Source organism: Chryseobacterium sp. SORGH_AS_0447, from assembly GCF_030818695.1.
Classification (GTDB): Bacteria; Bacteroidota; Bacteroidia; order Flavobacteriales; family Weeksellaceae; genus Chryseobacterium.
Genome location: NZ_JAUTAR010000001.1, coordinates 570,482 through 594,998 on the forward strand (window position 1 = coordinate 570,482; position 24,517 = coordinate 594,998).

The window sequence follows — 24,517 nt, forward strand, 5'->3', positions numbered from 1 at the left end:
AACAATTTAAAAACAAACAAAATGAGTACAGTAAAAGCAATAGGATTGCCCAATAAAATAAAGGCGTTGGGATTAGGAGATAGCAAATTGAATAAAATAGAGGAGGGTTTTGGTAATTTACCAACAATTACTTTCAAAGAAGAACCCGATATTGAGGTCGGTAAAAAAAGTTTAATACAATTTTTAATCAGTGGAAATTCAAGATGGGGTAAAAATGATATATCAATTGATATAATAAATGACAACAAAGAATTAACATTTACAACATTAAAATGGACAAGTGTGGATTACGGGTTCACGATGAGAACCAATATTACAAGCAAAAAGTCAGGTAAATTTACGATTAATTTTAAAGTTAATAATAAATATACCAATAGTTTAACTTTGGAAGCTAAATACAAAGTATTGGAAAATCCAAAATTAGTAAATGATACTAAGATCAATTACAGTGAAGAGCAAAAAGCTCAAATGATATCAACTGTTTATGGAGAATCTTCACGTGATGAAAATTTATGTGTTAACATTCCTTGGATATATTACAATTTAACTAAAAAATATGGATTTGAAAAAGGATTAAGAAGGTCATCCTATTATAAAGATCGAAATGATAATAAATGGATTTCTGAAGCATATCGAGTTTGCATGTATTATTTAGGTCAAGGAGCTCAATATGCGGATAGTAAAATGGTAAACGGGACAAAAATAAAAGATTATTGTAAAGAAACAAATAAAAGTTTTCGAGATGTATACAAATATTATATTGATATTATTCGCAATTATTTTAACCATAACATTTTTAACGCTCAAGTTATTAAGAACCCTTTCTATAATTGGGAAGGACAAGGTTATTGGAGAGATATGAACATAAGAATGAATAATAGCGATAAAGATAAGTGGGCAAAAGCATCTCAATATTTTCATCTTCAGAAAAAGGGATATGTAAATCAAAGATTCGTAAAGGAAATTATTGCCTACGATCCTGTAAGAGGCGTAGATTCAACAACCTATTTATGTGATGATTTGAGTATTACAAAATATTTTAAGGATAACCCAACGCGAATGCCTAAATTTGAAGATGGAAAATGTGTTTCTGCAGGCAATAAGTTGCTTTGTAGTAAAGATGAAAAAAACGCAATACCCGGAGTACACTTTGAAAAATAATTAAAAATGAAAAAATTAATCTTTTACTTACTAATCGTTGGCTTGATGTTATCATGCAATAAAAAGAATGAATTGAAAGAAAATAGTAATGATACAAAAATTGTAAATCAAGCCAATGAGCATATAACCGAGAGGGACTCTATAAATGGCAATGAATATGTTTACTATTTTAAAAAAGAAAAAAATAATTCTTCTAAGGTTGAATATAAAAGATTAGATTCTTTAATAATTTTAAATAGAGGTGAAAAATATGTATTAAACCTTATTGATAAAAATATTTCTACTGGTGTTATAGAAGGTGGAGTTTATTCTAATCTTGATTATAATTTTGATGGTGTAAATGATATCATGCTTTATCCTCATATAACAAACCCTTCGGTATATAATAAGAATTATGTTGCTGATTTTTTTATTTTTAATAAAGAAACTCAAAAGTATGAAAATAAAGCTGAGTTAGATACCATCCCCAATTTGGATGTCTGTAAAAAAAACAAATACTTAATTTCAAATGATGGAGTTTTTTTAAGAAAATATATTTGGAAAGAAAACTCTCTCAAATTAATAGAAACAATTAAGCAAACAGAATTGGAAACTGGAAATCATAAATTTCATTGTGAGTAACATTTTCATAATCTTTTAAGTGAAAAATTTACATTAATTGGAACCAACCGCAACCTTAAAAGTTGCGGTTTTTTCAAGGGGGTGGGCGTTTTATAGAGGGTTATTATAATCATTAATAGCAGATATAATCTTCCCGAAAAACTGGAGCATTTAAAAATATAGTTTTTAAATTTGGGAGACAATAAAAAAACAGTAAATTTTCAGAAGTTCAGATCATCAAGATTTTATCTGAGCAAAATCAAGGAAAGACGGTAAATGAGATTTGCCGGGAACACGGCATCAGCCAGCCGACCTTTTATAAATGGAAGAGTAAATATGGCGGTTTGGATGTTCATCAACTTACTAAAATGAAGGAACTTTCGCAGTACAAAAAAATCGTGGCTGAACTTACGTTGGAAAATGTGGTGATGAAAGATGTGATCGCAAAAAAGCTTTAACACCTTCCGAGAAGCGGGAACTGGTTGTTTATTGCGGATCACAGCACGGAATAAGCATACGGAATGCGTGTAAACTTTTTATCATAAACAGTTCGTTATTTTACTACAAAAAGAAGAAAAACAATGAAGATGACAAGATCCGGGAGGAGCTGGTTTTGCTTGCAGAACAGCATCAGACCTGGGGATTCTGGACGATGCACCACCGTTTGAAAACCTGGGTTTCAGGTGGAACCACAAGCGGGTTTACAGGATTTATAAATCAATGAAGCTGAATCTGAGAAGTAAACGAAAGAAACGCCTTCCGGCAAGAGCGAAAGAGCCTTTGTTTCGTCCTGTTTATCCCAATGTAATATGGAGTATGGATTTTATGCACGATACTCTGGAGAATGGCAAAAGCGTGAGAAGCCTTAATATCATTGCTGATTTTAATAGAGAGATTTTGAATATTACCATCGACACCAGTTTACCATCGGCAAGAGTGGTTTGCGAACTGGAACAACTGATCGACTGGCGTGGAAAACCGGAAAAGATAAGAGTGGACAACGGTCCTGAGTTTATTGGTGAAAAACTAAAAGGCTGGTGCGACAAAAATGATATTGCGCTTCATTATATCCAACCTGGAAAACCAACGCAAAACTCTCTGGTAGAAAGATTCAACAGGACTTTTCGGACAGAATTTTTAGATGTTTATTTATTTGAGAACATCAGGCAGATGAGAAATTATTCAGAAATCTGGATGTGGATGTATAACAATGAGCGCCCGCACAGTGCGCTGCAATACCTACACCTCGGGACTTTTTGTTGAAATATGGAAAAATCAAAATACGAAGCGCAGAAGATTTTCCCACATTCCAACAAAGTTTTAACAGCAATAACAAGAAATTATTAACCAAAACTCTACTTTTGAGTGTGCCTAAAGCTGGGAAGATTACAAAATCACATCTATTAGTTTTTCAGGAGTAAGTGGAAATCATGAATATGAAATAAAAAAAATTTGCAGATAAACATAAAAATGAATTTGATGAAATAATTTTTGCAGATGCAACAAATATTAGGATTTTTAAGTAAGAAGAAACTCTAAAAAGATAATAAGTAGAGGCTGCCTAAAGGGCAGTCTTTTCAGTTTATTATAGTAGATCTTAAGAATTATCTTTATATAAAAATGGATGGGCAAAAGGGAAAGGATTTGATAAAGTAAAGTTAGTAACTCCTTTACAAGAAATTAGAAATTACAACAATATCCGAGACTTGCAAAATTTAGTAGTACTATATCATAAATAAAAAATATGGCACAAGAAGAAATGGATTATCTGGTGGTCTCAAGATTAGATTATAGAAAAATGGTTTTAGTGAATCTACTTATAATCCTGTAGGCAGTACGATACGTATTCACGATTATAAGGAAAATCCTGGTGGAATGATTACGGATTTGATAAAGAAGTTTTTGAAAATTTATTAGGCCAGATTTTGGCAAAAAAGATTTTTATTATGAATCTAAAGCATGGGGATTTATACTAGAAACTTTGGAAAACAAGATCAGAGAGGTATTGAAAACTATGAAAAAAGTACCACAGGTATATATTGAAAATCTGACAGAATACCTTAAGAATTATAAACTTGAAAATGATGATTTCTATTCTGGAAATATGGTTTTTCATGAGGAGATAGAAGCGTTTTTAGGAGAGCTTTATCATTACAACAATTTTAGGCATAACGAGAAAGGATTATATAATTTTAATCTGTTTTATAGCATTTTAAAAAACAATTATGAAGGTGGGTATCCTTTATATATCTCAGTAGCCACTGTAGCAGACCAGAAAAATTATCCTTAAATCAACCGCTTTCAAGGCGGTTTTTTTATAAATGTGATGATAAATTAGGTGGATCTATAGGCTTGAAAAATAAAAATGATAGTTAATATTATTACAAAATAAAAAGCTAGGAATTATAAATTTAAATCCCGTTTTAGTCCATTTGCTTATAAGTGCGGCTAAAAGCAAGGGGTATGGAAAACCGAAATTATACGATCCAACTAACCAATCGCAAAAAATACAAAATTTAGGAGATATAGAATTAATAACAGATATTAGATTCATTTTTAAAAAATAGAAATATGAGTGATTTAGAAAAATTGTTTGGTATTATAGTTTCACCGATTAACTATAAAGTAAGTGGCATGGAAAGCACTAGAAGTAATCGTAAAATTCTTGCTTTAAATAGTTCAGTAAAAGAAGCTGCATATCTCGAAACTGAAATCTTCAAGTCGTATTTTAAAGATTTAGGTAAAGAGGAGTATTTCTTAGAAGTAGGATCTTATAGTAATCTTATGGAGGAGTATGAAAAAACATTAAAAGAACTTTTGAAAAAAGAACATAAAGTACCTAACGAATATCACAATAATCTTGATGAGTATAGAAAGGTAGTGTATAAAAAATTATTCACCAATGAAGAATTTGTATATAATTATCACCGTTATGATGAAATTCATGAAGTGTTAGGTGAATATTATGTTTTTCGTATGAGATTTCACAGAATTACTTATAATTTTTATAAAATTTATTATCTAAAAATGAAATCTTTTTATGATGATGGTAAACCTTTGTATATTAGTAAAGAATTGAATTATAAAGAATTAGGATTTTAGAAATTAAGCCGTCTCATTGATGAGACGGTTTTGGCCGCCAGCAGATTTGATTGCGACTATTATTAAAATTCCCGTTAATGACTTACAAAAAAGAAATTTTAGAAATATTAAATGGTGATGATAATGTTTGGAAATATTGGATATTATTAAGATTGATAAAACCACCAATTACAAAGAAGATGGCTGGCTTATCCCTAAAATTGAAAAGATAATGATAAGTCCTTCTTTGGGAGAAAAAGAAAATGAGGTAGAAGAAATAGCAGAGGAGATAATTGATAAGATTACCTCTTTTAATGATTAATTTAATAAAGATGATGTCTCTAAATCTTTATTATCGAACTGTTTTCTGATATGCTGTAAAAACGGAAGGCTTTTAGATAATAATATAATACGAAACGCTTTTTCATCAATAGAACAAAACTTTACATCAAAGAAGCTGTCAATTTTACAGAATAGCTTCTTTTTTTATAATCCTGTGATAGAAGATCAGTTCTATGGTAATGGCCAGCATAATGGAGAATGTACAAAAACAAGGATAATAATATAAAGTCAAATAATTGCCTCTTCATGAATGCTAATAAAATAATGAAGTACAAAAATTATAATTATAGCGATAAATCTGATGTGTCAACGATGTTGGCCAATAATCAAAATGTTATAGAAACAATTATTGGGGCTATAAATGGTATCGATGATCAGAAATGGTTGGAAGAAATGTGTATCAAATATATACTTAATGATGACTTTGGAATTGCTCGAACTGCAATTTATGGAATAGGAGATATTGCAAGAATATATAAGAAACTATTGAACAAAAAAGAAATTCAAAAAAAATTTGGCAAAGTCACAAATGAAAATCTGAAATTTGTAATTAAAGAAGTCAATGATGATTTAGAAATATTTTTAAAATAGTAAATTCTGATTTAAACAAAGAATCCCACTAAAAAGTGGGATTCTTTGTTTAATAAAACTGCAACATGTTCATGGATCTATTTCACCCAATTTGATTCTATTGCTACTGCGGTGCCCAAAAAGACCACCGTTCCCCATTAAAAACCGCCAGCCGTTTAGCCCCGGACTTATTCACGTAGACCATCATTCCGGGTGATGGGCTTGGGATGTTGTTGACGTCGGTAACGATAGGAAGTACCATGGCCCGGTTTGCAGATTCCAAAACCACGGCTCCGTTTGCCGTTGTTGTGATGGCACCGATGATAACTTTATCACTGACTGATTCAGCGGTAGAGGTTTGGGTAGCCATCACGGAAGTAATATTTCCGTTCTGCCCGCTAAGATCGGTCCAAGAGGTACCGTTGTAGTATCGTATTCTTGCCTGTGCAGGATTAACGGCGTCCAACAGCAGGGTTCCCTGGGTAGGAGATGTTGGTAGGGTTCTGACGTAAGGCAGAATAATTCCTTTGTTGTTGGTGTTTGCAAATTCCAAAAGCACACTGCTTTTGTTGGTGGCTGTACCGGCAGCATCTCCCATAATCACCTGTGAAAATGCAGATGCTGAAAATCCAAGTAAAGCAAGTATTAAAATTTTTCCTATTTTCATTGTTCTGGAATTTTATATTAAGGGCATGATGGAACAGAGAAACATCTCCAGGCGCCATCCGAATAGATTTTTAAACATTTTACCGTGGTGTCAAATACCATCATTCCTTCCTGTGGATTGGTGATATTTGATAAAGCGGAAGTTTCGAGTCTTGTCACTACAAAGCCTTGGGTATTGGATTCGATAGCCATGTGTGCCGATTTACGGGTAAATGGCCAATTGCCGTTTCCGACATTAGGATTTTTCTGTAAAGTGATACCAACCCTCGTATCAATTCCCGCAGCGGTGTTTGTTACCGGATTATAGCAGACAGATTGTACATTCGTATCGGTTGCCGTATTATTAGCGGTATTCGGATCCGAGCTGTTGGCCGGAGAAGTAACGTTGACTGTAGTGGCTAAGTTCCCGGTATAACTCACCGGAACGTTTACCGTAATGGTATAGGTAATGGTACCGTTTAAAGGTAAATTCACGACATCATTCACCGCGCCGGTCTGTGTGCCTGTTACTGAGCTGGTAGCACCGCCTGCGCCTACTGCCGTATAGGAAATGTTGGCTGCTGGAATTCCTGTTGGAAGCGGTACAGAAACCGTTGCTCCCTGAACCCCGAAAGGGCCGGTGTTTCCAACAACTACGGTATAGGTAACGGAACTTCCGGGTGCGTAAGTAGTAGCGCCGTCTGTAACGGTTGCATAAAGATCTGCGCTGAAGGCAATCGGAGCGGTGACACAGTGCGCACCGTCATTGGAATTGCTTGCAGGGGATGATGAAATGAGTGTTCTTTGTCCGTTGGCAAGATTAAACTGGTAGAAACCTCCGGTATTAAGAGAACCGTAAACTTCGCCGGTTGATGATGCAAACATAGCACCGAAAGGCAGCAATGCACTGTTCGCTCCGATAAATGTTACCGTTGCCGGAGAAGTGGATAGGTCAATCGATAAAAGCCTTCCATCGGTATCTGAAGAGACGGAGTAAAGTCTTCCGTCAGCGGTTCTGTAAGCAAAATCCGAAATGTTGATGGCTTGGGAAAGCGTGAGTGCCGTAGCGCTCATGGCCGCGATATTCACACGGTATAAGGTTGCCCCTGAACCTGACTGCTTCAGATAGTAATTTCCGGTATTATCAAATTCCCCTGCGTTGAAAGTAACGCCTGTCGGAAGTCCGGACACGGCACCAAGCAGGGTAAAGGTTCCGGATGCATTAATTCTTACGATCGTGTTGCTATTATCAACAGTTCCGTACATCAGACCGTCGACAGGGTTAATACCGATTGAATTGATGTTGCTGGTATAGGATCCTACAGAAGGAAATGTGAAAGGGTTTGAAGTCGTATTCACATTGTATACTGTGCTGTTCTGTGAAATATACATATTCGAATTACATCCGAATGAGGCTTCAGCCGTTGCGGTAAGCGAACAGACGGTTGAAGAATTTCCCAATCTGATCGTTACCGTTTTTTGTCCTGCCGCACCTGTTCCGTTATAAGTAACCGGAACATCGATAAATGTGGTGCCCGCGTTTATCGTGACATTCTGCGAGGTAGTGGCAAAATCGGTACCTGATACATTAATGGTATATGTGCCGGGAGCATAGATATCTGTAATAGGAATTCTTACTGTTCTTGTGGAAGCATATCCTGTGGAAAATGTTGAGTTCCCCTGAAATGCCGCACCACTACAGGTAAAAGTAAAAGGCACATAATAGGGTACGGATGCAAGATCCAGATTAGCAAAATTACTTCCGATGTTAATCGTAGCGGTAGTAGTGGAAACACCCGTAGCAATGTTAATGCTGTTGATCTGAATGGTATTTGCCGTACCGCCTTGAGTTCCGATCAGGGAAGCGGTATATACAAATCCTTTCAGGTAAGCCATTCCCTGCATAGAGCCCACTGTTGCGGCAGGTCCTGTAATCTGCACTGCTTTCGTTGCAACTCCTGTGGCAATAGCAATTTTATATAGGTATCTTGCGGTGTTCCCAGAATTATTGATGAACATATAGATGTTGTTCTCATAATCAAAGAAGGTATCCGTGCTGAACGTTGTTCCTGCGGTCCAGTCAGTATCACCGGCAGCGGCGGTAATCGGCAGTGTGGCTCCTGAAGGATAAATCGGATACAGTGTTTTTGTATTGGACTGGAATCCATACACCCGTCCGAAATAGGCTCCGGGCACATTGTTGGTCCCGATTCCTCCAATCGGAGCATTGGGTAAAGTGGCGGTCGGGGTAATCGCCGTACCGTTTTTGTACAGCACACTGTTTGCCGGTGTATTGGAATGGATAAATACCAGCGTACCCGGATTGCCTCCCGGGTTATCATAACCTGTTGCCAGGTTGCTGAGATCGGCTGCTGTAGTGACTGTTGGTGAAGCCAGTGGAGTAGGTAATGAAACCGTTCCTGTGATGCCTGTTATATCATAAACTCTGCCGGTAGCAGCAAACGATAGATACAGTCTGTCGGCTTGCTGCGAGTGAAATACTTGGGGTATGCAAAAAAATGCAATAAGCAGCAATAGAACATTGAATTTTTTCATAAAAAATAATTTGTAGTACAAATATAGGTAAATTGGTAAAATTAATTTATTGAAGAATTGTTAATTTTATGTAGGTAAATGTGCTTAAGATTATTTTTAATTTAAAAATGTGGTATTAATATTAAATTAAATTTAAAATATTAAAATTTAATGCTCATGATGGGAATAGTTTGTTGTGCAGTTTTATTTGTATTTTTCTCTGATAATATATGATACTATAATAATGGGGTTTTCCAAAAGTATGAACAGGAAAAGAATTGAAAATAAGGGAAACGAAAAACGGCCATTTCTTATGAAACGGCCGTGTGTATTTATCAACTATATAGTATTAAAATTCTATATCTACTTCTAATTTCTCAGCCAGAAGCTTAGAAATTTTTTCTTTTAAAGGCTCGATGTCGATATTCTGCATGGCATCATTCGCAAATGCATAGAGTAAAAGCGCCTGAGCTTCTTTTTTAGAAATTCCTCTTGCTCTAAGATAAAAAAGAGCATCTTCATTTAGCTGGCCAACCGTACAGCCGTGTGAACATTTCACGTCATCTGCAAAGATCTCAAGCTGAGGTTTGGTATCGATCGCAGCGCCTTCGCTTAGTAAAACATTGTTATTTTGCTGGTAGGCATTCGTTTTCTGGGCAATTTTATCTACAAAAACTTTCCCGTTGAAAACCCCGTGGGATTTTCCATCAAAAATTCCTTTATAGTTCTGGTAGCTTTCACAGTTCGGGAAGTTGTGATGAACCGCCGTGTGATGGTCAACCAACTGGTCTTTACCGATAATCGTGATTCCGTTCATGAACGAATTAATGTTTGATCCGTTATGAATGAAATCCAGGTTGTTTCTTACCAGCTTACCTCCGAAAGAGAAGGTATTTACCGTCGTTAAACTGTCTTTTTCCTGTCTTGCAAAAGTGCTGTCGACTAAATAAGACGTATCGCTGTCATTCTGCAGTTTATGCCAATCCGCTTTTGCGTTCGGATACGTGAAGATTTCCGTCACCGAATTCGTAAGCACATATGTACTGTCGAAATTATGGTGGCTTTCAATAATTTCTACCTTGGCACCTTCTTCTACAATCAGCAGATTTCGGGTATTGTAGAAAGTATTCTCTTCCTGGTTCTGAGAAATATAGAAAACATGGATCGGCTTTTCAATAACCATATTTTTAGGAACTTTCAGGAAAAATCCGTATTTGCAATAGGCCTGATTCAGGTTTGTAAAAGCGGATTTGTCCGAAGCCAGCGTATTAAAATATTTCTCAAAAACGTCCCGGTGTTTTTCATCGTTCAACGCATAGTTGAAAGAAAGAAATTCAACATTTTCAATGGAAACTTTTGATAATTCTTTATGAAGCTTACCATTTACAAACGTAATCCAGTCAAAGTTTTCTTCCCCCAGGTGCAATTGGTCCAATTGCTCTTTGGTAATATTGTGACTTTCTTTTGGGAAAAAGTTGTATCCTTTTTCGGTAATCTCCTTTAGATTGGTATATTTATATTCTTCGTCTCTTTTTGTAGGAAAACCGGTTCTTTCAAATCGTTGCAGGGCTACTTTACGGTCTTCATCCAAAAATCGGTGACGAAGACTTTCCAAAAATTCCTGATGGTTTTCTGTAATCTGTTCTTTTAATGCCATTACTGGTATATCTGTGGTTTGCACCATTTTTTCTTTTTTGTTTGGCTGAATTGTTAAACTAAGAGATGAATAGTAATCTCTGAATTATTCTCTTTTAATTAATTTAAAAGCCAGTCATACCCTTTTTCTTCAAGTTCCAGAGCAAGCGATTTATCACCGGTCTTGATGATCCTTCCGTTTGCTAAAACGTGAACGAAATCGGGTTGGATATAATTAAGCAATCTCTGATAGTGGGTAATCAGAAGTACTGCATTTCCTTCGTTTTTAAAAGCATTAACGCCGTCTGCCACAATTCTTAGAGCATCGATGTCCAGTCCGGAATCGGTTTCATCCAGGATCGCCAGTTTCGGATCGAGCATCATCATCTGGAAGATCTCGTTTCTTTTCTTTTCACCTCCGGAAAATCCTTCATTCAGCGATCTTGAAAGGAAGTCTTTTTTGATGCCTAATTTTTCGGATTTCTCACGGATCATCGCCAGCATTTCTTTGGCAGGCATTTCTTCTAATCCGTTAGCTTTTCTGTTTTCATTCATCGCTGCTTTGATGAAATTGGTTACAGAAACCCCCGGAATTTCTACCGGGTATTGGAAAGAAAGGAAAATCCCTTTGTGTGCTCTTTCTTCAGGAGCATCTTCAATAATATCCTCACCGCTGAAAATAATTTCACCATCGGTAACCTCATAGTCTTCCTTCCCTGCGATAACAGAGGAAAGGGTGGATTTCCCGGCACCGTTCGGTCCCATGATCGCATGAACTTCGCCCGGCTTTATTTCAAGATTAATTCCTTTTAAAATTTCTGCGCCGTCTTCAATTCTGGCGTGCAAGTTTTTTATCTCTAACATATATTTTAGTTTATCGCAAGGTTAGACTTTTGGAATATCCTCTGTAACACTAAACCACAATTACAAAGGCATTAACGCTGGCGAATGAAATACTATTTTATTTTTTTATTTAAACATTAAGAATTTAAGCAATTTTTAATGTACTATTTCTTCTAAGAAAATCAATAAAATGATTGATCAATTCCTTAGTTTAAACATTATCCTACAGAGCCCTCCAAAGAAATCTCCAGCAATTTCTGGGCTTCAATGGCGAATTCCATCGGCAACTTGTTTAAAACTTCTTTGCTGAAACCATTCACGATCAGAGCAATTGCTCTTTCGGTATCTATTCCCCTCTGGTTACAGTAGAAAATCTGGTCTTCTCCAATCTTGGAAGTCGTTGCTTCATGCTCCAACTGTGCAGACGGATCTTTGATTTCAATATAAGGGAAAGTGTGCGCGCCGCATTCGTTGCCCATCAGCAGGGAATCACACTGGGAAAAGTTTCTTGATCCTTTTGCAGAAGGCATTACTTTTACAAGTCCTCGGTATGAGTTCTGCGATTTTCCGGCAGAGATCCCTTTGGAAATAATGGTTGATTTCGTATTCTTCCCGATGTGGATCATCTTTGTTCCGGTATCTGCATACTGGTGATTATTGGTCACAGCAATAGAGTAGAACTCACCGATTGATCCGTCTCCTTTTAAAATACAAGAAGGATATTTCCAGGTTACGGCAGAACCGGTCTCCACCTGTGTCCACGAAATTTTTGCATTTTTCTCGCAAAGTCCTCTCTTCGTTACGAAATTGAAAACCCCGCCTTTTCCTTCTTCATTCCCTGGGTACCAGTTCTGAACGGTTGAATATTTAATTTCGGCATTATCCAGGGCAATCAGTTCAACCACCGCAGCGTGAAGCTGGTTTTCATCTCTTGATGGTGCCGTACAGCCTTCAAGATAAGAAACGTAACTTCCTTCATCGGCGATCACCAGAGTTCTTTCAAACTGTCCGGTACCGGCTTGGTTGATACGGAAATAGGTAGAAAGTTCCATAGGGCATCTTACCCCTTTCGGAATATAGCAGAAACTTCCGTCGGAGAATACCGCGGAGTTTAAGGCAGCGTAAAAATTATCACCTCTGGGAACTACTTTCCCAAGATGCTTTCTTACAAGATCAGGATGGTTTTTAATGGCTTCGGAAATAGAGCAGAAGATAATCCCTTTCTCCATCAGGGTATCCTGGAAGGTTGTTTTCACTGAAACCGAGTCCATTACAATGTCTACGGCAACGCCGGAAAGTCTTTTCTGTTCTTCGATGTTGATGCCCAATTTGGCAAAGGTAGCGAGTAATTCAGGATCCACTTCGTCAAGGCTTTCAAGCTCAGGCTTTACCTTTGGAGCAGCATAATATCTGATGGCCTGGAAATCCGGCTTTTCATATTTGATGTTGGCCCAATCCGGTTCCGTCATTTTCAGCCAGATCCTGAAAGATTCCAGACGCCATTCTGTCATCCATTCCGGTTCTTCTTTTTTTGCAGAGATGGCACGGATGATGTCTTCGTTTAATCCTATCGGGAAATCTTCATAATCAATTTTGGTTTCCCAGCCGAATTCATACTTTTTATTTTCTAGATCGACGCGTAAATCGTCTTCAGTATACTTATTCATATTTAATATTCAAAAAATTCAAAATTCGAAATTCAAAATTTTGCATCTTCGAACCACTTTTATTTATCTGTTTTTATATTTCGAGCCTTTAAGATCACTTTTCTGTAAATAAAATATAAAGCCTCCAATTTTCTTGCTTAAATCTGTTGTTTTTGTTTTTAAAACTTCAAATTTTTCATCAGAAATAAAATTCCTGTCTAATACCCTGTACAATTGAGATCTTGTTTCTCCACACGATGCTTTAGAAATATATAAGAATTGTATAAACTCCTTATTTCCATTTCTCTCAAACCCTTCAGCAATATTATCCATTATTGAGCCTGAAGATCCGTCAATCTGATTTGCCAGGCGAAAATTGTTCTTTAGCTCAGAACTTTCAATAATTTCGTAAATGTCGTTACAAAGTTCTCTTGAAAGCTGCCATATTTCCAAATCTTCAAAACTTCTATACGTTGCCAATAATATTGAATTTTAAATCTTAAATTTTTGAATTTAAAGAGAAAAACTTTCACCGCATCCGCAAGTTCTGGATGCATTCGGATTGTTAAAAACAAATCCTTTTCCGTTTAATCCTCCCGAATATTCAAGAGTTGTTCCTGCTAAATAGAGGATGGATTTTTTATCTACAACAATTTTTATGTTATTGTCTTCAAATAGTTGATCAGTGTCTGTTTTTTGGTTGTCAAACTTTAAAACATATTCTAAACCAGAACATCCTCCGCTTTTTACGCCTACTCTCACAAAGTCTTCGGCAGGGTTAAAGCCTTCTTCTGTCATCAGCTGAACGGCTTTTGCCTTTGCTTGGTCTGATACTTTTATCATTGTATTTATTTAGAATGATTTAATGATGCAAAAATACGAACTAATTTCCGCAATCTCAAATCGAAGATGTCTATTTTAATGATTCTGTTTCTAATAGGTTTGTTTTATGAATGAATTTATCGTTAAAAAGAAATAAATTTTTCTCGGAAGGCTGTAGAGTGACGATTTGGTTTTAACTTTGATCTGGAATTGATATCTATAGATTACATGACGATGATACAGATTAATTGATTCTGATCATTGTCAGTCAGAACGTTTACATAAAATATATACTATAAATGAAAAGATTAGGCATTCTTGCTTTAGTTCTGTTTGTGCAGACCACTTTTGCACAAGTAAACAGGTTTGTGTACCAGGTAACGATGAAACCGGATGCATCCAACAAAAACGATATTAAAACCGAAAATGCTTACCTGGATATTTCTCCGGAAAAATCGGTGTTTTATTCTGAAAACAGGATCAAGCGGGATTCTGTAATGAAAGCAACTTTCCAGAGTGGCGGCGCCAGAAGTTTCAACAGGGAACAGATGGAAGGCTTAAGGTCTAACATCAATTATTCGGTGGAAAAAGATAAGAAAACCCAGAAAATGATGTTTAAAGACAGAATCGGAAGGGATGTTTATACCTATGAGGAAGACCGTCCGCTCAGCTGGAAAATCCTTTCTGAAACCACGAAGATCGGAGATTATAAAGTGCAAAAAGCTGAAACGGAATTCGGCGGTAGAAAATGGACGGCCTGGTTTACCACAGATCTGCCTTATCAGGATGGTCCGTACAAATTCGGAGGACTTCCGGGGCTTATTGTAAAAGCAGAAGATGATAAAGGAGACTATTCTTTTGATTTAATGAAAAATTATAAAATTGATGATTTTCCTGCGATGAACCAGTTTGGAAATACCATTAAAGTAAAGAGGGGAGATTACGTAAAACAGCAGAAGAAATTTCTCGAAGACCCGATGTCTTTCATGACGCAGGGTGGCGGTACACAGATAAGAATCGGCGGTGATGGTGGTCCCCGTGGCGGTGGTGGCGGTAATCCTCCGGCTGATTTCAGAAAGAGAATGGAGGAGAGGGTAAAAGATGAAGCGAAGAAAAACAGCAACCCGATAGAATTGCAATAAAAATATAATCCTGAAGAATTTCTTCAGGATTATATTTTTACATGAGTTTTCTCTAAAATAATTTTGTTATAATACGCCAGCTCCGGAATAACGATGCAATTTTTATTAATAATTTTGATGTTATTCTTTGCCAGCAGCCTTTTTGTTTTTTCGGATAAAGGAAGCAGGCCAAAATGATAATATTTCATTTTCTTTTTATCATAATCCTGAACAGCTGCTTTTCTTATTCTGGAAAATTGCGAATCGTCTTTTTGATTACCGAATTGTTTTTGGGCAAACACAAGACTGCATAAAAAACAAACCGTAATGATTAATATTTTATTTCTCATTGTGTAATTGTATTATTATTTATAAATGATCGGATAATAAATACACTATTTCAAAAGCTGGTTGAATGTATCTCCTTGTCTTATATCGCCGGTTTCATATCCTTTCATAAACCATTCTTTACGCTGTGCAGAGGATCCGTGGGTAAAGCTCTCCTGATTTACATACCCCTGAGACCTTCTCTGGATATTGTCGTCTCCGACAGCTTCTGCCGCTTCAATCGCCGACTGGATGTCTCCCGGTTCCAGAATATGCTCTCTGCTGTCGGTCTGTTTTGCCCATACACCCGCGTAAAAATCTGCCTGAAGCTCTGTCGCAACTGAAACCCGGTTCATTTCAGCTTCGGAATATCTGCCGCTTCTTCTCAGTTCATCCACTTTTTGCGTAGTCCCCAATAAAGTTTGAACGTGATGTCCCATTTCATGGGCCATAACATAAGCAATCGAAAATTCGGTAACTTTTGCTCCGAAACGCGATTCAAGCTCCTTAAAGAAACTCATGTCCATGTATACCGACTGGTCTGCCGGACAATAAAATGGCCCCATGGCAGATTGTGCTACGCCACAGCCCGACTGAGTTGTATCTTCAAAAAGAATTACTTTTGCCGGCTTGTACTGCATGCCGTTTTCTGCAAAAATTTTAGTCCAGGTTTCTTCGTTTTCGGCAGTTACCATCTTTACAAATTCACGGATTTTCAGCTCATTCTGGCTCAGTTCACGCTGTTCGGTTCTGGCTGCGCCGGAACCTGCACCTGAAGAAAGAATGGAAGAGGGATCTCCTCCTAAGAAAAATATAATAGCAGCAATAATCAGTGTTCCCAGCCCGCCGCCTACAACGGCTCCGCCGCCAAGCCCGCGCCTGTCTTCCACATTATCACTCCTGTCGTCAGTCCATCTCATAGTTTAATTTTTTATTACGTTAAATTTAAAATTATTATCTTATTAAATAATTACTTTTGTGAAAAATTATGCCAAAGTGAGAAGAATTAAACAAATCTCTTTAATGATCCTTTTAGCCAGTGTTTTTTCCTGTAATGAAAAAGAGTACAAGGAAGATGAAGTAAGCAGCATCGACAAAAAAGCTTCCATAGAAACGGAGCTTTCGGTACAGCATATCGATACAGCGGATGTCCTGGTTACCACGCACAAGATCTGGAAAGATAAAAAGCTTATAAAAGAAATTGTAAAAAGGGATACGATCCCAAGTCTTGGCGATACGCTGATGGAGTCTGAAGATAAAGACGGGGTTGTGCACAAGGACAATACCAAGAAGGATTACGAATTTTATATCACGGTACAATAATGAAAAAGTCGGGTTCTGTAAAATTGCTTTTCGTAACGGGAATTCTGGCGGCCTGTTCGCAGGAAAAGCCCAAAGACGAGTGGAAGAACGAAAAAAAGGTCTATATGAGATCCGATACCACGGCTTCTTATTCGAGAACACATGGTTTTATGCCGGGCTTTTTCTGGTATCATGCGTTCCGGCCTTACGGTGCTTACAGCAACGGGGGATATCGCCGGACAGGATATTACAGTGATGCGATCAGCTCAAAATCAAATATCGGCAGAAGTTCTTATAAAGGAAGTGTAATAAGAGGCGGGCTGGGAAGAAGCGGCTTCAGAGCATCATCGTAATTATGAAAAGAACAGCATCGCAATTTCGTAAAAACTGGGAAGATAAGCTCGAAAACCTGGGTTTCGGCTATCATTCTCTGGAAGGACTGTACTGGGACGAAAGCCATTATTATGAATTTTCCATGCAGGAAGTTGATACCCTCGAAAAGGCAACCGCCGAATTATGGCAGATGTGCCTGGAAGCGGTAGATTACATTATTGAGAAAGACCTTTGGGACCGTTTTAACATTCCCGATTGGTTCAGGAAGTATATCATCACCAGCTGGGAAGAAGACCATCCTTCGGTTTACGGCAGGTTTGATTTCGGTTTCGACGGCAAAAATTTAAAGCTGCTTGAGTTTAATGCAGATACGCCGACTTCGCTGTATGAGGCATCGGTGATCCAGTGGTACTGGCTGCAGGAGATGTTCCCGGAGAAAGACCAGTTCAATTCGATTCATGAGAAACTGGTGGATTACTGGAAATACCTTACCCAATACATGAACCCGCATTATATTTATTTCGCTTCATTAACCAATATTGAGGATGTTACCAATGTGGAGTATCTTCGCGACTGTGCGACACAGGCGGGTTTCGAAACGGAATTTATCCCGATTCAGGACATCGGCTGGGCGGAAGAAATTAAAGAATTTATTGCCGGTGACGGTTCGGTCATGGATTATATTTTCAAGCTGTATCCTTACGAGTGGATTCTCGGGGACGGCTTTGGGGAAAAGCTGGTCGAAAACGGCTTCCGGTCTCAGTGGATCGAGCCGGCCTGGAAAATCCTTCTTTCATCAAAAGCGATTTTGCCCATCCTCTGGGAAATGTATCCGGATCATCCTTATCTGCTGCCTGCTTATTTTGAGCAAAAAGATTTAAAGAATTTCGTTAAAAAACCGATTTACTCCAGAGAAGGGGCGAACATTACGCTGTATAAAAACGGGATTCCTGTAGAAGAGAATGCGGGTGCCTACGGAAAAGAAGGCTTCATTTACCAGCAGTCATTCGATCTTCCTGATTTCGACGGAAATTATCCTGTAATCGGAAGCTGGGTGATCGGTCAGGAGCCTGCGGGCATTGGTATCAGGGAAAGTGTTCACCTGATCACCAATAACCAGAGCCGTTTTGTGCCACATCTTATCAGCGGTTAAGCATATTCTTTTTCAGCCAGTAGGAAGTGGACTGATAAGCAGATATTGTGGCATTGACCAATTGTTTATCCTGATCTTTTTCTTTTAACAGATGTTCATCAAAATAAATATTGAATTCTGGGGAAAGATTGTTTTTCTGCTGAACCAAAGAATATTGTTTCACTTTCCGGACCGGCGAAATAATGGTTAAATGATTATCTTTTATCAATCCTAAATCCTCATAAGTCGCGATATAAGCTTTAGGCTGAAATTCTTTCGTGAATACATCCTGTCCCAGGAATGTGGACCGGTAGCTGAAATTCAGCAATCCGAAAAGGGTAGGCATAACATCGATCTGCGACATGGTCCGGGTAAATTTCTGGGGCTTAATAAATCCTTCCGAGAAAATCAAGGCCGGAATCCGGTATTTGTCCATCGGCAGTTCCATATCTCCTGCGCTGGAAGCACAGTGGTCGGCAATGATAATGAATACGGTATTTTTGTACCAACTCTGTTTCTTTGCCATTGCAAAAAAATTTCTCAGGGCATAATCGGTATATTTCACCCCGCCTTCCCGGGATTTTGCGTCGCCAGGAATATCGATCTTTCCGTTCGGATAAGTAAACGGGCGGTGGTTGGAAACCGTCATCCAATGATTGAAAAAAGGTCTTCCTGATCTGGCTTCTGCATTCATGGTGCTGATCGCTTTCTTGGCCATATCCTCATCGGCCACGCCCCAGACATTGGCAAAAGTGATTTCTTCCGGTGTGAAATTATTCCGGTCTACAATTTCATAGCCGTTTCCTTTGTAGAAATCTTCCATATTGTCGAAATAGCTGTAGCCGCCATATAAAAATTTCACGTCATAGCCTTTCGATTTAAAAACGCTTCCGGTGGTAAATTTATTTTTATTGTTTTCCCTTTTAATAATGCTTTCCCCGGCTGTCGGCGGAATGCATAGAGTTAAAGCTTCCAGCCCGCGCACTGTTCTGTTCCCCGTAGCGTACAGGTTGGTAAACATCAGCGACCGGTCTGCCAGGCTGTCTAAGAACGGAGTGATTTTCTGGGTGTTTCCGTAATGCGCCAAAAAGTCGGCAGACAGGCTTTCAACAGAAATTAAAACGACATTTTTCTTTTGTTCCGGTCTTGCCGAAACAATGTTTCTCTTTAATGCAGGCGGGGCAAACTGGCTTAATAAGTTCTTCTCTGCTTCTTTCTGATTAATTTCGGGATAAAACTGGAAATAGTCGAGCTCATTGTGGGTAAATGCCCAATAGAATTTCGGAAGCCCGTTCGCCTCGATTTCTTCTTCAAACACACTGCTGCCCTTGATTTTTGTCGTGAAATTTAATCCGAATATACTGATCCCGCATAAGATCAGGTAAGAACCCATTAAAACGGTTTTCTGTTTCAGGCTGGGAAGTTCAGAAAGTTCATTTTTCGTTTTTCGGTAAATGAAAACCGTAATGGTAATGGTTACTGCAGCAATAGCCAGAAATAAAGGAACTACGGGATAGCTCTCCATAATATTTCCGATGACTTCATTGGTATAGATGAGGTAGTCTACGGCAATAAAATTATATCTCAGCCCGAATTCATTGTAAAAGAAATATTCGCTTATAGCATTAAAAACGATTAATAATACATAAAGAAAAAGGGTGATGAAATACAGGCTGTTCCGTATCTGTAATCGCCTTTCCGGAAGAAAGAACATCAGGGCAAAGAAAACAATCTTCACGCCGATGAACGCCAGCGCAATTTCTGCTACCGACCCACCATACTGTTTAAAGATGTTATCAGGAATAAGAAGTATATAGAGAAACAGCAAAATCAGCAGCCCCAAAATAATTTGTCCGTAAGGTTTTTGGTACTTGGAATTGGATAAAAATAAGAAGTACAGGGCAAGGAAAGGGCAGGTTAATATAAAAACCAGGACATCGTTCAGCACGCCAGTCAGCAGGATCTTCAGAATTTCAAAAATACCGAAGCTTACCGTAGTAATCGGGTGGAATAAAAAAACGAGTCTTGTGATCAGGGAAATGGTGAGATAGAGGGTGCCTAAATAAAAAAAAGGCCTGAGTTTCTGGGAGAACATCTGTGTAAACTGAATATTAATTTTACAAAAATAATAATTGGATAATATTTTTCAATATATTTTCTTAAAATCTCATAAAAATTAGAAACTTTATAAATGTTTAAAAAAAGATTAAAAAATTATTATCAGAAAGGTTCAGTTTTTACAGTTTTTTGTGGTATGTGCAAATAAAAAAGGACTATTTTTCGTAGTCCTAAATATTGTAATGGTAAAAAGTGTTAAATTATGAATGGCCGAAACCGATATTCCCTTTTTTGCCGGAAATATTTTTCCTGAAATCAATCATTCTCAGCGCGGTAACTGCCGCTTCCACTCCTTTATTCCCAAGATCTCCGCCGCTTCTCGCGATCGACTGCTCTTTTGTGTCATCCGTTAAAACACAGAAAATAGTTGGAGTATCCGTTAATATATTACAGTCTTTAATACCCTGGGCTACTGCTGAGCATACATAATCAAAGTGAGGGGTCTCTCCGCGGATAACACACCCGATTGAAATTACTGCGTCAAATTTGCGCTCTTTGCAAAGCTGCATGCTTGCGTAGCTGAGTTCAAAAGCTCCCGGTACCGGAAACAATCTGATGTTTTCGGATTTTACGCCTTCTTTCTGAAGGATTTCCAGTGCTGCATCACGAAGATTATAAGTTACAAAATCATTCCACTCAGAAAAAACAATGCCGATAGAAAACTCATCGGCATTGGTTATATGAAGTGGCTTGTAATCGGAAAGATTAACTGTTGCCATTGTTTAGTAATATTTAGTCATTTCGATATAAGAATCGGACATTCCGTTGTCGTAGTCCTGATATTTTTCGTCTATGGTGGCGAAATATTTTTTAGCTTCTGCATTTTTCTTTAATCCTAATGCCAGGATCCCCGCTTTTCTTGTGAAATAATAAGTAGTGTAAGGATCGTCTGAAGCGGAAGCTGCTTTGTCTAATAACTGCAATGCTTCGTCGTTTTTATTTAGTCCTGATTTTGCATCAGCCATAGCACCGTATTTCATAGCCATCAGCGTTTTGTTATCAGACGAAAAATCGTCTAGCAGGTCATACGCTTCCTGGAATTTTCCTTCTTTAAACTTCAGCAGACCTGCATTGTAAGCAGAAAGTTTACCGATTGCAGTACCGGAATATTCGTTATACGTTCCCAGGAATCCCGGATTCGCAGCAGATTTTCCGCCCAGTGCTTCTTTATCTTTCCCTTCAGCAAGGTTTTTCTGAGCTGCCAGGAAACTTTTTACAGCTTCCACGTTTTTAGGAGCGACAACAAATTGTTGGTAACCGAAGAAACCCAGAACTCCCAGAACAAGTAATCCGAAAACAATAGCCAAAGGCTTTGAATATTTCTCAATGAATCTTTCTGTGTTTAAAGCTTCTCTGTCAAGATCTTTAAAAAACTCAACCGTTTCTTTACCCTCTTGCTCGTTTGTAAGTTTTGCCATAAATTGTTAAAAATTGAAATGCAAATTTAATTGTTTCTGAATGATTTACAAAATACTTTCTTCGTATTATTGACGAAATTTTGTGAAATATCAATCACGACCTGTCGCATGGTGCTGTTTTTTCATAAAAAATGCTTCATGAAGCTGATTCATAAAGCATTTTATGTAAGATAAAATTTTAATATTCCAAGATATGATAGACCTCTGCGTTGAATTTTTTCAGCTTCTCTTCTCCTTTTAAATCTTTCAGACCGATCAGGAAACTGAACTGCGATACGGTTGCCCCCTGTTTTTCCACAAGTTTGGCTGCTGCTTCCGTGGTGCCGCCTGTTGCCAGGAGATCATCGTGGATAAGGATGCGCTGTCCGGGTTTAATCTGCCCTTCGCGGGTTTCGATCACCGCGCTTCCGTATTCCAGGTCATATTTTTCTGAAATCACCGGGGGCGGCAGTTTTCCTGCTTTTCTGATGAGAATGAACGGAACTTCCAGAGCCACGGCAATGGCAATCCCAAACAGATAACCGCGGCTTTCAATTCCGCATACGGCATCTACTTTTCCTTTGCTTACTGCTGCAAGATCGGCAATAACCTCTTCATATAATTTTGAATCCAGGAAAACCGGGGAGATGTCTTTGAACTGAATTCCCGGAATCGGAAAATCAGGGATATTCTCAATGGTTTCTTCCAGTTTCCGGATTAATTCCTGTGATGCCATGTTGTAATTTATGGATTGATTCTGTAGCTGGAAATTTTCCAGTCACCGTTTACATTTTTAAGTCCGAACGTTACTTTCAGGGCGGTGGTTTTACCGCTTTTATCCGTAACGTCATAGGTTGCGTTTACACTTGCCGAATTGGCATTGGAAGCGTTGGTCGTAATATTTTTTACGCTCACATTTTTTACCGATCCGAATCCTGAAGTCGGGTTGGCAAAAGATTCATAGCTTCCCCAGCTCGGGTTGCTTGCTGCACTGTAAGCTGCTTTCAGATTCTGTGAGCTGACGTTGTTTAAGAATCCTGTTACTGTCGTTTTAGGATCTGCTGCCGGTTGTTTAGGAGTGGCTGGTGTTGTAGCAGGAGTTGTGGCATTCGGATCGGTACCGGTTGCCGGGATGGTCGCATTAGGATTGTTCGGATCGATTACCGCAGGGTCTTGGGATACTGCCAAAGAATCGACTACGGGTGGAGCCGGAACTTTCAGAAGATCAGGATTTACATCTAATCCTACTTTCGTCATTTTGAATGTTTTCGCCGTTGTCTTTACGGAAACGGCGATATCAATTTTGTTATCTATCACTTTTGCTGCAGGAATGGATGAGAATTTTAAATTAAATCCTTTGAAATTATTATCCTGCATCAGGTTTTTAGCCGTTAAAAGCTTTACGCCATTACTGAACACTTCAAGAGTAGCTTCAAGGCCGGCTCCCGTAAAGGATACTGGATTTCCTGCGTTGTCAACAAGTCTCGGTATGATCTGGATAGAGGTTGGGGCGCCCAATCCGTCATCACCGGTAGGCCGGGTCGTAATGCTTAATGAATTTGCTTTTACATCGTTCGGATCGGTTTCTTTTGCCGTTTCATTACCGAAGATGTTCATTTCTCCTAAGGAAGGCGGAGCAGTACTGGCCCATTCGATTCCGTTTTTCTGGGCTACCTGGTCTGCCATTGCCATGATTTCAGGAACTTTTTTCCCATCGATCAGCTGGCCGAGCGCTTTCAGTTCGGCAACATCTCCATCTGCTTCTACCCCGAACGTCTTCAGAATATACAGCGCTTCATTGAATTTAATCTGCTGAATTGTTGGAAGACTGGCCGTCATATCATTGATACTCGACTGTAAAGTTTTGGTATTGGTAGCATCTACATGATCTTTCTTGCATGCTGTAAAAAGCAACAGGCTGAAGATGAGTAGAAAGGACAATTTTTTCATTTTTTTCCGTTTGCCACAAATTTAGTAAAAACCCTGTATGTGTAAGTGTTTTTCTTTTCTTTTTATTTATTTCTACCGGGAAGCTCGATGCTGTTGTTGTTTTGTGCAATGTGTTCTTTCATTTGTTTTTCTGCAGTTCTCATCTCTTTTGACAGGGAGAAGTCATCGGATAATTTTATGTCGGAGGAGTATTGTTCCATCATCTGTCTGATCCCTGCAAGAGGATCTTTTTTATGTTGGTCGTATTTTTCAGTAAATTTTTCTTTTGTAATTTCTTTGGAAACAAATAGTCCGGTCTGGTTCATTAAGCCTTCTACCGCTGAAGCTTCCGCAATATGATCTGTTTTCCTGTTGCCTTTCAGTTCCCAGGAATAGTTCCCTGCTTCATCGCCGATTTGTACAATTAATCCGGGCAGTCCGTAAAATTTATAAGGTCCGTCCTGAAAAGGGGATTTCTGTAGTAAACCAGGCGATCCATTTTCTTCCGCCGAAATCGGTTGTTGCTTTCTGTGTATTATAGATCCCGATCTTCTGTTTCTCATCTGAAATTTTCCAGATCAGGTTTGGATTTTCGCGGTAGGAATAATAATCCATAGAAATACGGTCCTTGTACAGCACCTCACGGATCGGGTAACTTTTTGCAATCTGATGCATAAATTGCGTACGTCTATTACCCATTCTCTTGAAATCCGGAAATCCTGTATTTGAAGCTTCTTTTATAATTACATTTGCTATCGAATCCATCTGGATATTTGTATAGGATTGATAGAGGGATCTGTTCTGATCAATATCCAATACCATCATTTCTTTTTCCAGCTTTGCAGAATCCTTATTGGGTTTATAGGTTAATTCATAGAAAAACCGGTTTGCAGAATTCTGTGCATTGAATAAAGCTATTGTCGTAAGCAGGATGATTTGCAGTACTTTTTTCATTGTAGAAGTTTTTAGAAGGTTATA

General features: G+C 38.2%; 27 protein-coding genes and 1 pseudogene. 12 read left to right on the plus strand and 16 right to left on the minus strand.

What is annotated here, in order from left to right:
- Nucleotides 1–21 precede the first annotated feature (21 nt).
- The 8 genes and pseudogenes from QE422_RS02780 to QE422_RS02815 all read left to right on the plus strand — a co-directional run bounded on the left by QE422_RS02780 (nucleotide 22) and on the right by QE422_RS02815 (nucleotide 5,775).
- Entirely contained in the window at nucleotides 22–1,161 is a 1,140-nt protein-coding gene (locus tag QE422_RS02780; RefSeq protein ID WP_307454922.1) for a hypothetical protein, read from the plus strand.
- A 6-nt stretch (nucleotides 1,162–1,167) separates the two neighbouring features.
- Nucleotides 1,168–1,782: a hypothetical protein gene (locus QE422_RS02785; RefSeq protein WP_307454923.1), complete on the plus strand. Its 615-nt coding sequence runs from the start codon at nucleotides 1,168–1,170 to the stop codon at nucleotides 1,780–1,782.
- A 197-nt stretch (nucleotides 1,783–1,979) separates the two neighbouring features.
- A pseudogene (locus QE422_RS02790) lies at nucleotides 1,980–2,219 on the plus strand (transposase); the annotation flags it as partial.
- 214 nt (nucleotides 2,220–2,433) lie between these two features.
- Nucleotides 2,434–3,024, plus strand: a complete 591-nt coding sequence (locus QE422_RS02795) for an IS3 family transposase (RefSeq protein WP_307462269.1) — start codon at nucleotides 2,434–2,436, stop codon at nucleotides 3,022–3,024.
- Nucleotides 3,025–3,775: 751 nt separating this feature from the next.
- The gene (locus QE422_RS02800) at nucleotides 3,776–4,051 is read left to right on the plus strand and encodes a hypothetical protein (protein WP_307454924.1); all 276 of its coding nucleotides are present in this window, start codon (nucleotides 3,776–3,778) and stop codon (nucleotides 4,049–4,051) included.
- Between the two features lie 281 nt (nucleotides 4,052–4,332).
- Nucleotides 4,333–4,863, plus strand: a complete 531-nt coding sequence (locus QE422_RS02805) for a hypothetical protein (RefSeq protein ID WP_307454925.1) — start codon at nucleotides 4,333–4,335, stop codon at nucleotides 4,861–4,863.
- 127 nt (nucleotides 4,864–4,990) lie between these two features.
- Nucleotides 4,991–5,164 (plus strand): hypothetical protein, encoded by a 174-nt coding sequence (locus QE422_RS02810; RefSeq protein WP_307454926.1) that lies wholly within the window; start codon nucleotides 4,991–4,993, stop codon nucleotides 5,162–5,164.
- A 266-nt stretch (nucleotides 5,165–5,430) separates the two neighbouring features.
- Complete coding sequence (locus QE422_RS02815; RefSeq protein ID WP_307454927.1) at nucleotides 5,431–5,775, plus strand: hypothetical protein; 345 nt, start codon at nucleotides 5,431–5,433, stop codon at nucleotides 5,773–5,775.
- A 103-nt stretch (nucleotides 5,776–5,878) separates the two neighbouring features.
- On the opposite strand, the gene QE422_RS02820 is transcribed toward QE422_RS02815, so the two are convergent.
- The 7 genes from QE422_RS02820 to QE422_RS02850 form a co-directional block, all read right to left on the minus strand.
- Nucleotides 5,879–6,421, minus strand: a complete 543-nt coding sequence (locus QE422_RS02820; RefSeq protein ID WP_307454928.1) for a hypothetical protein — start codon at nucleotides 6,419–6,421, stop codon at nucleotides 5,879–5,881.
- Between the two features lie 17 nt (nucleotides 6,422–6,438).
- Nucleotides 6,439–8,955 carry a hypothetical protein gene (locus tag QE422_RS02825; RefSeq protein ID WP_307454929.1) on the minus strand — a complete coding sequence of 839 codons (2,517 nt, stop codon included), beginning with the start codon at nucleotides 8,953–8,955 and terminating at the stop codon, nucleotides 6,439–6,441.
- 328 nt (nucleotides 8,956–9,283) lie between these two features.
- Nucleotides 9,284–10,591 (minus strand): Fe-S cluster assembly protein SufD, encoded by a 1,308-nt coding sequence (gene sufD, locus QE422_RS02830; protein WP_307462272.1) that lies wholly within the window; start codon nucleotides 10,589–10,591, stop codon nucleotides 9,284–9,286.
- Between the two features lie 98 nt (nucleotides 10,592–10,689).
- Nucleotides 10,690–11,433 (minus strand): Fe-S cluster assembly ATPase SufC, encoded by a 744-nt coding sequence (gene sufC / locus QE422_RS02835; RefSeq protein WP_307454930.1) that lies wholly within the window; start codon nucleotides 11,431–11,433, stop codon nucleotides 10,690–10,692.
- A 197-nt stretch (nucleotides 11,434–11,630) separates the two neighbouring features.
- Complete coding sequence (gene sufB, locus QE422_RS02840; RefSeq protein WP_307454931.1) at nucleotides 11,631–13,079, minus strand: Fe-S cluster assembly protein SufB; 1,449 nt, start codon at nucleotides 13,077–13,079, stop codon at nucleotides 11,631–11,633.
- 63 nt (nucleotides 13,080–13,142) lie between these two features.
- On the minus strand, nucleotides 13,143–13,538 hold the full coding sequence (locus QE422_RS02845) for a four helix bundle protein (protein ID WP_307454932.1): 396 nt from the start codon (nucleotides 13,536–13,538) through the stop codon (nucleotides 13,143–13,145).
- Nucleotides 13,539–13,571: 33 nt separating this feature from the next.
- A complete protein-coding gene (locus QE422_RS02850) occupies nucleotides 13,572–13,901 on the minus strand; it encodes an iron-sulfur cluster assembly accessory protein (protein WP_307454933.1) in 330 nt (109 codons plus the stop codon).
- Nucleotides 13,902–14,179: 278 nt separating this feature from the next.
- Between QE422_RS02850 and QE422_RS02855 the strand changes: the two genes are divergently transcribed.
- Nucleotides 14,180–15,022 carry a GLPGLI family protein gene (locus tag QE422_RS02855; protein WP_307454934.1) on the plus strand — a complete coding sequence of 281 codons (843 nt, stop codon included), beginning with the start codon at nucleotides 14,180–14,182 and terminating at the stop codon, nucleotides 15,020–15,022.
- Nucleotides 15,023–15,051: 29 nt separating this feature from the next.
- Here the strand turns inward: QE422_RS02855 and QE422_RS02860 are convergent, their stop codons facing one another.
- Both QE422_RS02860 and QE422_RS02865 read right to left on the minus strand, forming a co-directional pair.
- Nucleotides 15,052–15,351 (minus strand): hypothetical protein, encoded by a 300-nt coding sequence (locus QE422_RS02860; RefSeq protein ID WP_307454935.1) that lies wholly within the window; start codon nucleotides 15,349–15,351, stop codon nucleotides 15,052–15,054.
- Nucleotides 15,352–15,396: 45 nt separating this feature from the next.
- Complete coding sequence (locus QE422_RS02865; protein ID WP_146940664.1) at nucleotides 15,397–16,248, minus strand: neutral zinc metallopeptidase; 852 nt, start codon at nucleotides 16,246–16,248, stop codon at nucleotides 15,397–15,399.
- 103 nt (nucleotides 16,249–16,351) lie between these two features.
- On the opposite strand from QE422_RS02865, the gene QE422_RS02870 reads away from it, so the two are divergent.
- The 3 genes from QE422_RS02870 to QE422_RS02880 are packed head-to-tail and all read left to right on the plus strand — an operon-like array spanning nucleotide 16,352 to nucleotide 18,116.
- On the plus strand, nucleotides 16,352–16,651 hold the full coding sequence (locus tag QE422_RS02870; RefSeq protein WP_307454936.1) for a hypothetical protein: 300 nt from the start codon (nucleotides 16,352–16,354) through the stop codon (nucleotides 16,649–16,651).
- Nucleotides 16,651–16,983: a hypothetical protein gene (locus QE422_RS02875; protein ID WP_307454937.1), complete on the plus strand. Its 333-nt coding sequence runs from the start codon at nucleotides 16,651–16,653 to the stop codon at nucleotides 16,981–16,983. Before QE422_RS02870 ends, QE422_RS02875 begins: the two co-directional genes overlap by 1 nt.
- A gap of 2 nt (nucleotides 16,984–16,985) precedes the next feature.
- Nucleotides 16,986–18,116 (plus strand): glutathionylspermidine synthase family protein, encoded by a 1,131-nt coding sequence (locus QE422_RS02880; protein ID WP_307454938.1) that lies wholly within the window; start codon nucleotides 16,986–16,988, stop codon nucleotides 18,114–18,116.
- Here QE422_RS02880 and QE422_RS02885 read toward each other — a convergent pair.
- The 7 genes from QE422_RS02885 to QE422_RS02915 form a co-directional block, all read right to left on the minus strand.
- Nucleotides 18,106–20,190 carry an LTA synthase family protein gene (locus QE422_RS02885; protein WP_307454939.1) on the minus strand — a complete coding sequence of 695 codons (2,085 nt, stop codon included), beginning with the start codon at nucleotides 20,188–20,190 and terminating at the stop codon, nucleotides 18,106–18,108. The genes QE422_RS02880 and QE422_RS02885 overlap by 11 nt on opposite strands.
- Before the next feature lie 223 nt (nucleotides 20,191–20,413).
- Nucleotides 20,414–20,932: a 6,7-dimethyl-8-ribityllumazine synthase gene (ribH, locus tag QE422_RS02890; protein ID WP_307454940.1), complete on the minus strand. Its 519-nt coding sequence runs from the start codon at nucleotides 20,930–20,932 to the stop codon at nucleotides 20,414–20,416.
- Nucleotides 20,933–20,935: 3 nt separating this feature from the next.
- Nucleotides 20,936–21,631 (minus strand): tetratricopeptide repeat protein, encoded by a 696-nt coding sequence (locus QE422_RS02895; protein WP_307454941.1) that lies wholly within the window; start codon nucleotides 21,629–21,631, stop codon nucleotides 20,936–20,938.
- Nucleotides 21,632–21,809: 178 nt separating this feature from the next.
- Complete coding sequence (locus QE422_RS02900; protein WP_307454942.1) at nucleotides 21,810–22,346, minus strand: adenine phosphoribosyltransferase; 537 nt, start codon at nucleotides 22,344–22,346, stop codon at nucleotides 21,810–21,812.
- 8 nt (nucleotides 22,347–22,354) lie between these two features.
- Nucleotides 22,355–23,560 (minus strand): hypothetical protein, encoded by a 1,206-nt coding sequence (locus QE422_RS02905; protein ID WP_307454943.1) that lies wholly within the window; start codon nucleotides 23,558–23,560, stop codon nucleotides 22,355–22,357.
- 62 nt (nucleotides 23,561–23,622) lie between these two features.
- Nucleotides 23,623–24,102 carry a hypothetical protein gene (locus QE422_RS02910; protein WP_307454944.1) on the minus strand — a complete coding sequence of 160 codons (480 nt, stop codon included), beginning with the start codon at nucleotides 24,100–24,102 and terminating at the stop codon, nucleotides 23,623–23,625.
- On the minus strand, nucleotides 23,987–24,493 hold the full coding sequence (locus QE422_RS02915; RefSeq protein ID WP_307454945.1) for a GLPGLI family protein: 507 nt from the start codon (nucleotides 24,491–24,493) through the stop codon (nucleotides 23,987–23,989). Before QE422_RS02915 ends, QE422_RS02910 begins: the two co-directional genes overlap by 116 nt.
- Nucleotides 24,494–24,517: the final 24 nt, after the last annotated feature.

Coding starts and splice junctions, on each gene's coding strand:
- QE422_RS02900 (WP_307454942.1), bottom strand. CDS start 22,346: ATGGCATCACAGGAATTAATCCGGAAACTGGAAGAAACCATTGAGAAT.
- sufD (WP_307462272.1), bottom strand. CDS start 10,591: ATGGCATTAAAAGAACAGATTACAGAAAACCATCAGGAATTTTTGGAA.
- QE422_RS02910 (WP_307454944.1), bottom strand. CDS start 24,102: ATGAGAAACAGAAGATCGGGATCTATAATACACAGAAAGCAACAACCG.
- ribH (WP_307454940.1), bottom strand. CDS start 20,932: ATGGCAACAGTTAATCTTTCCGATTACAAGCCACTTCATATAACCAAT.
- QE422_RS02860 (WP_307454935.1), bottom strand. CDS start 15,351: ATGAGAAATAAAATATTAATCATTACGGTTTGTTTTTTATGCAGTCTT.
- QE422_RS02800 (WP_307454924.1), top strand. CDS start 3,776: ATGAAAAAAGTACCACAGGTATATATTGAAAATCTGACAGAATACCTT.
- QE422_RS02865 (WP_146940664.1), bottom strand. CDS start 16,248: ATGAGATGGACTGACGACAGGAGTGATAATGTGGAAGACAGGCGCGGG.
- QE422_RS02805 (WP_307454925.1), top strand. CDS start 4,333: ATGAGTGATTTAGAAAAATTGTTTGGTATTATAGTTTCACCGATTAAC.
- QE422_RS02820 (WP_307454928.1), bottom strand. CDS start 6,421: ATGAAAATAGGAAAAATTTTAATACTTGCTTTACTTGGATTTTCAGCA.
- sufB (WP_307454931.1), bottom strand. CDS start 13,079: ATGAATAAGTATACTGAAGACGATTTACGCGTCGATCTAGAAAATAAA.
- QE422_RS02825 (WP_307454929.1), bottom strand. CDS start 8,955: ATGAAAAAATTCAATGTTCTATTGCTGCTTATTGCATTTTTTTGCATA.
- sufC (WP_307454930.1), bottom strand. CDS start 11,433: ATGTTAGAGATAAAAAACTTGCACGCCAGAATTGAAGACGGCGCAGAA.
- QE422_RS02870 (WP_307454936.1), top strand. CDS start 16,352: ATGATCCTTTTAGCCAGTGTTTTTTCCTGTAATGAAAAAGAGTACAAG.
- QE422_RS02875 (WP_307454937.1), top strand. CDS start 16,651: ATGAAAAAGTCGGGTTCTGTAAAATTGCTTTTCGTAACGGGAATTCTG.
- QE422_RS02815 (WP_307454927.1), top strand. CDS start 5,431: ATGAATGCTAATAAAATAATGAAGTACAAAAATTATAATTATAGCGAT.
- QE422_RS02850 (WP_307454933.1), bottom strand. CDS start 13,901: ATGATAAAAGTATCAGACCAAGCAAAGGCAAAAGCCGTTCAGCTGATG.
- QE422_RS02915 (WP_307454945.1), bottom strand. CDS start 24,493: ATGAAAAAAGTACTGCAAATCATCCTGCTTACGACAATAGCTTTATTC.
- QE422_RS02880 (WP_307454938.1), top strand. CDS start 16,986: ATGAAAAGAACAGCATCGCAATTTCGTAAAAACTGGGAAGATAAGCTC.
- QE422_RS02780 (WP_307454922.1), top strand. CDS start 22: ATGAGTACAGTAAAAGCAATAGGATTGCCCAATAAAATAAAGGCGTTG.
- QE422_RS02855 (WP_307454934.1), top strand. CDS start 14,180: ATGAAAAGATTAGGCATTCTTGCTTTAGTTCTGTTTGTGCAGACCACT.
- QE422_RS02895 (WP_307454941.1), bottom strand. CDS start 21,631: ATGGCAAAACTTACAAACGAGCAAGAGGGTAAAGAAACGGTTGAGTTT.
- QE422_RS02785 (WP_307454923.1), top strand. CDS start 1,168: ATGAAAAAATTAATCTTTTACTTACTAATCGTTGGCTTGATGTTATCA.
- QE422_RS02885 (WP_307454939.1), bottom strand. CDS start 20,190: ATGTTCTCCCAGAAACTCAGGCCTTTTTTTTATTTAGGCACCCTCTAT.
- QE422_RS02905 (WP_307454943.1), bottom strand. CDS start 23,560: ATGAAAAAATTGTCCTTTCTACTCATCTTCAGCCTGTTGCTTTTTACA.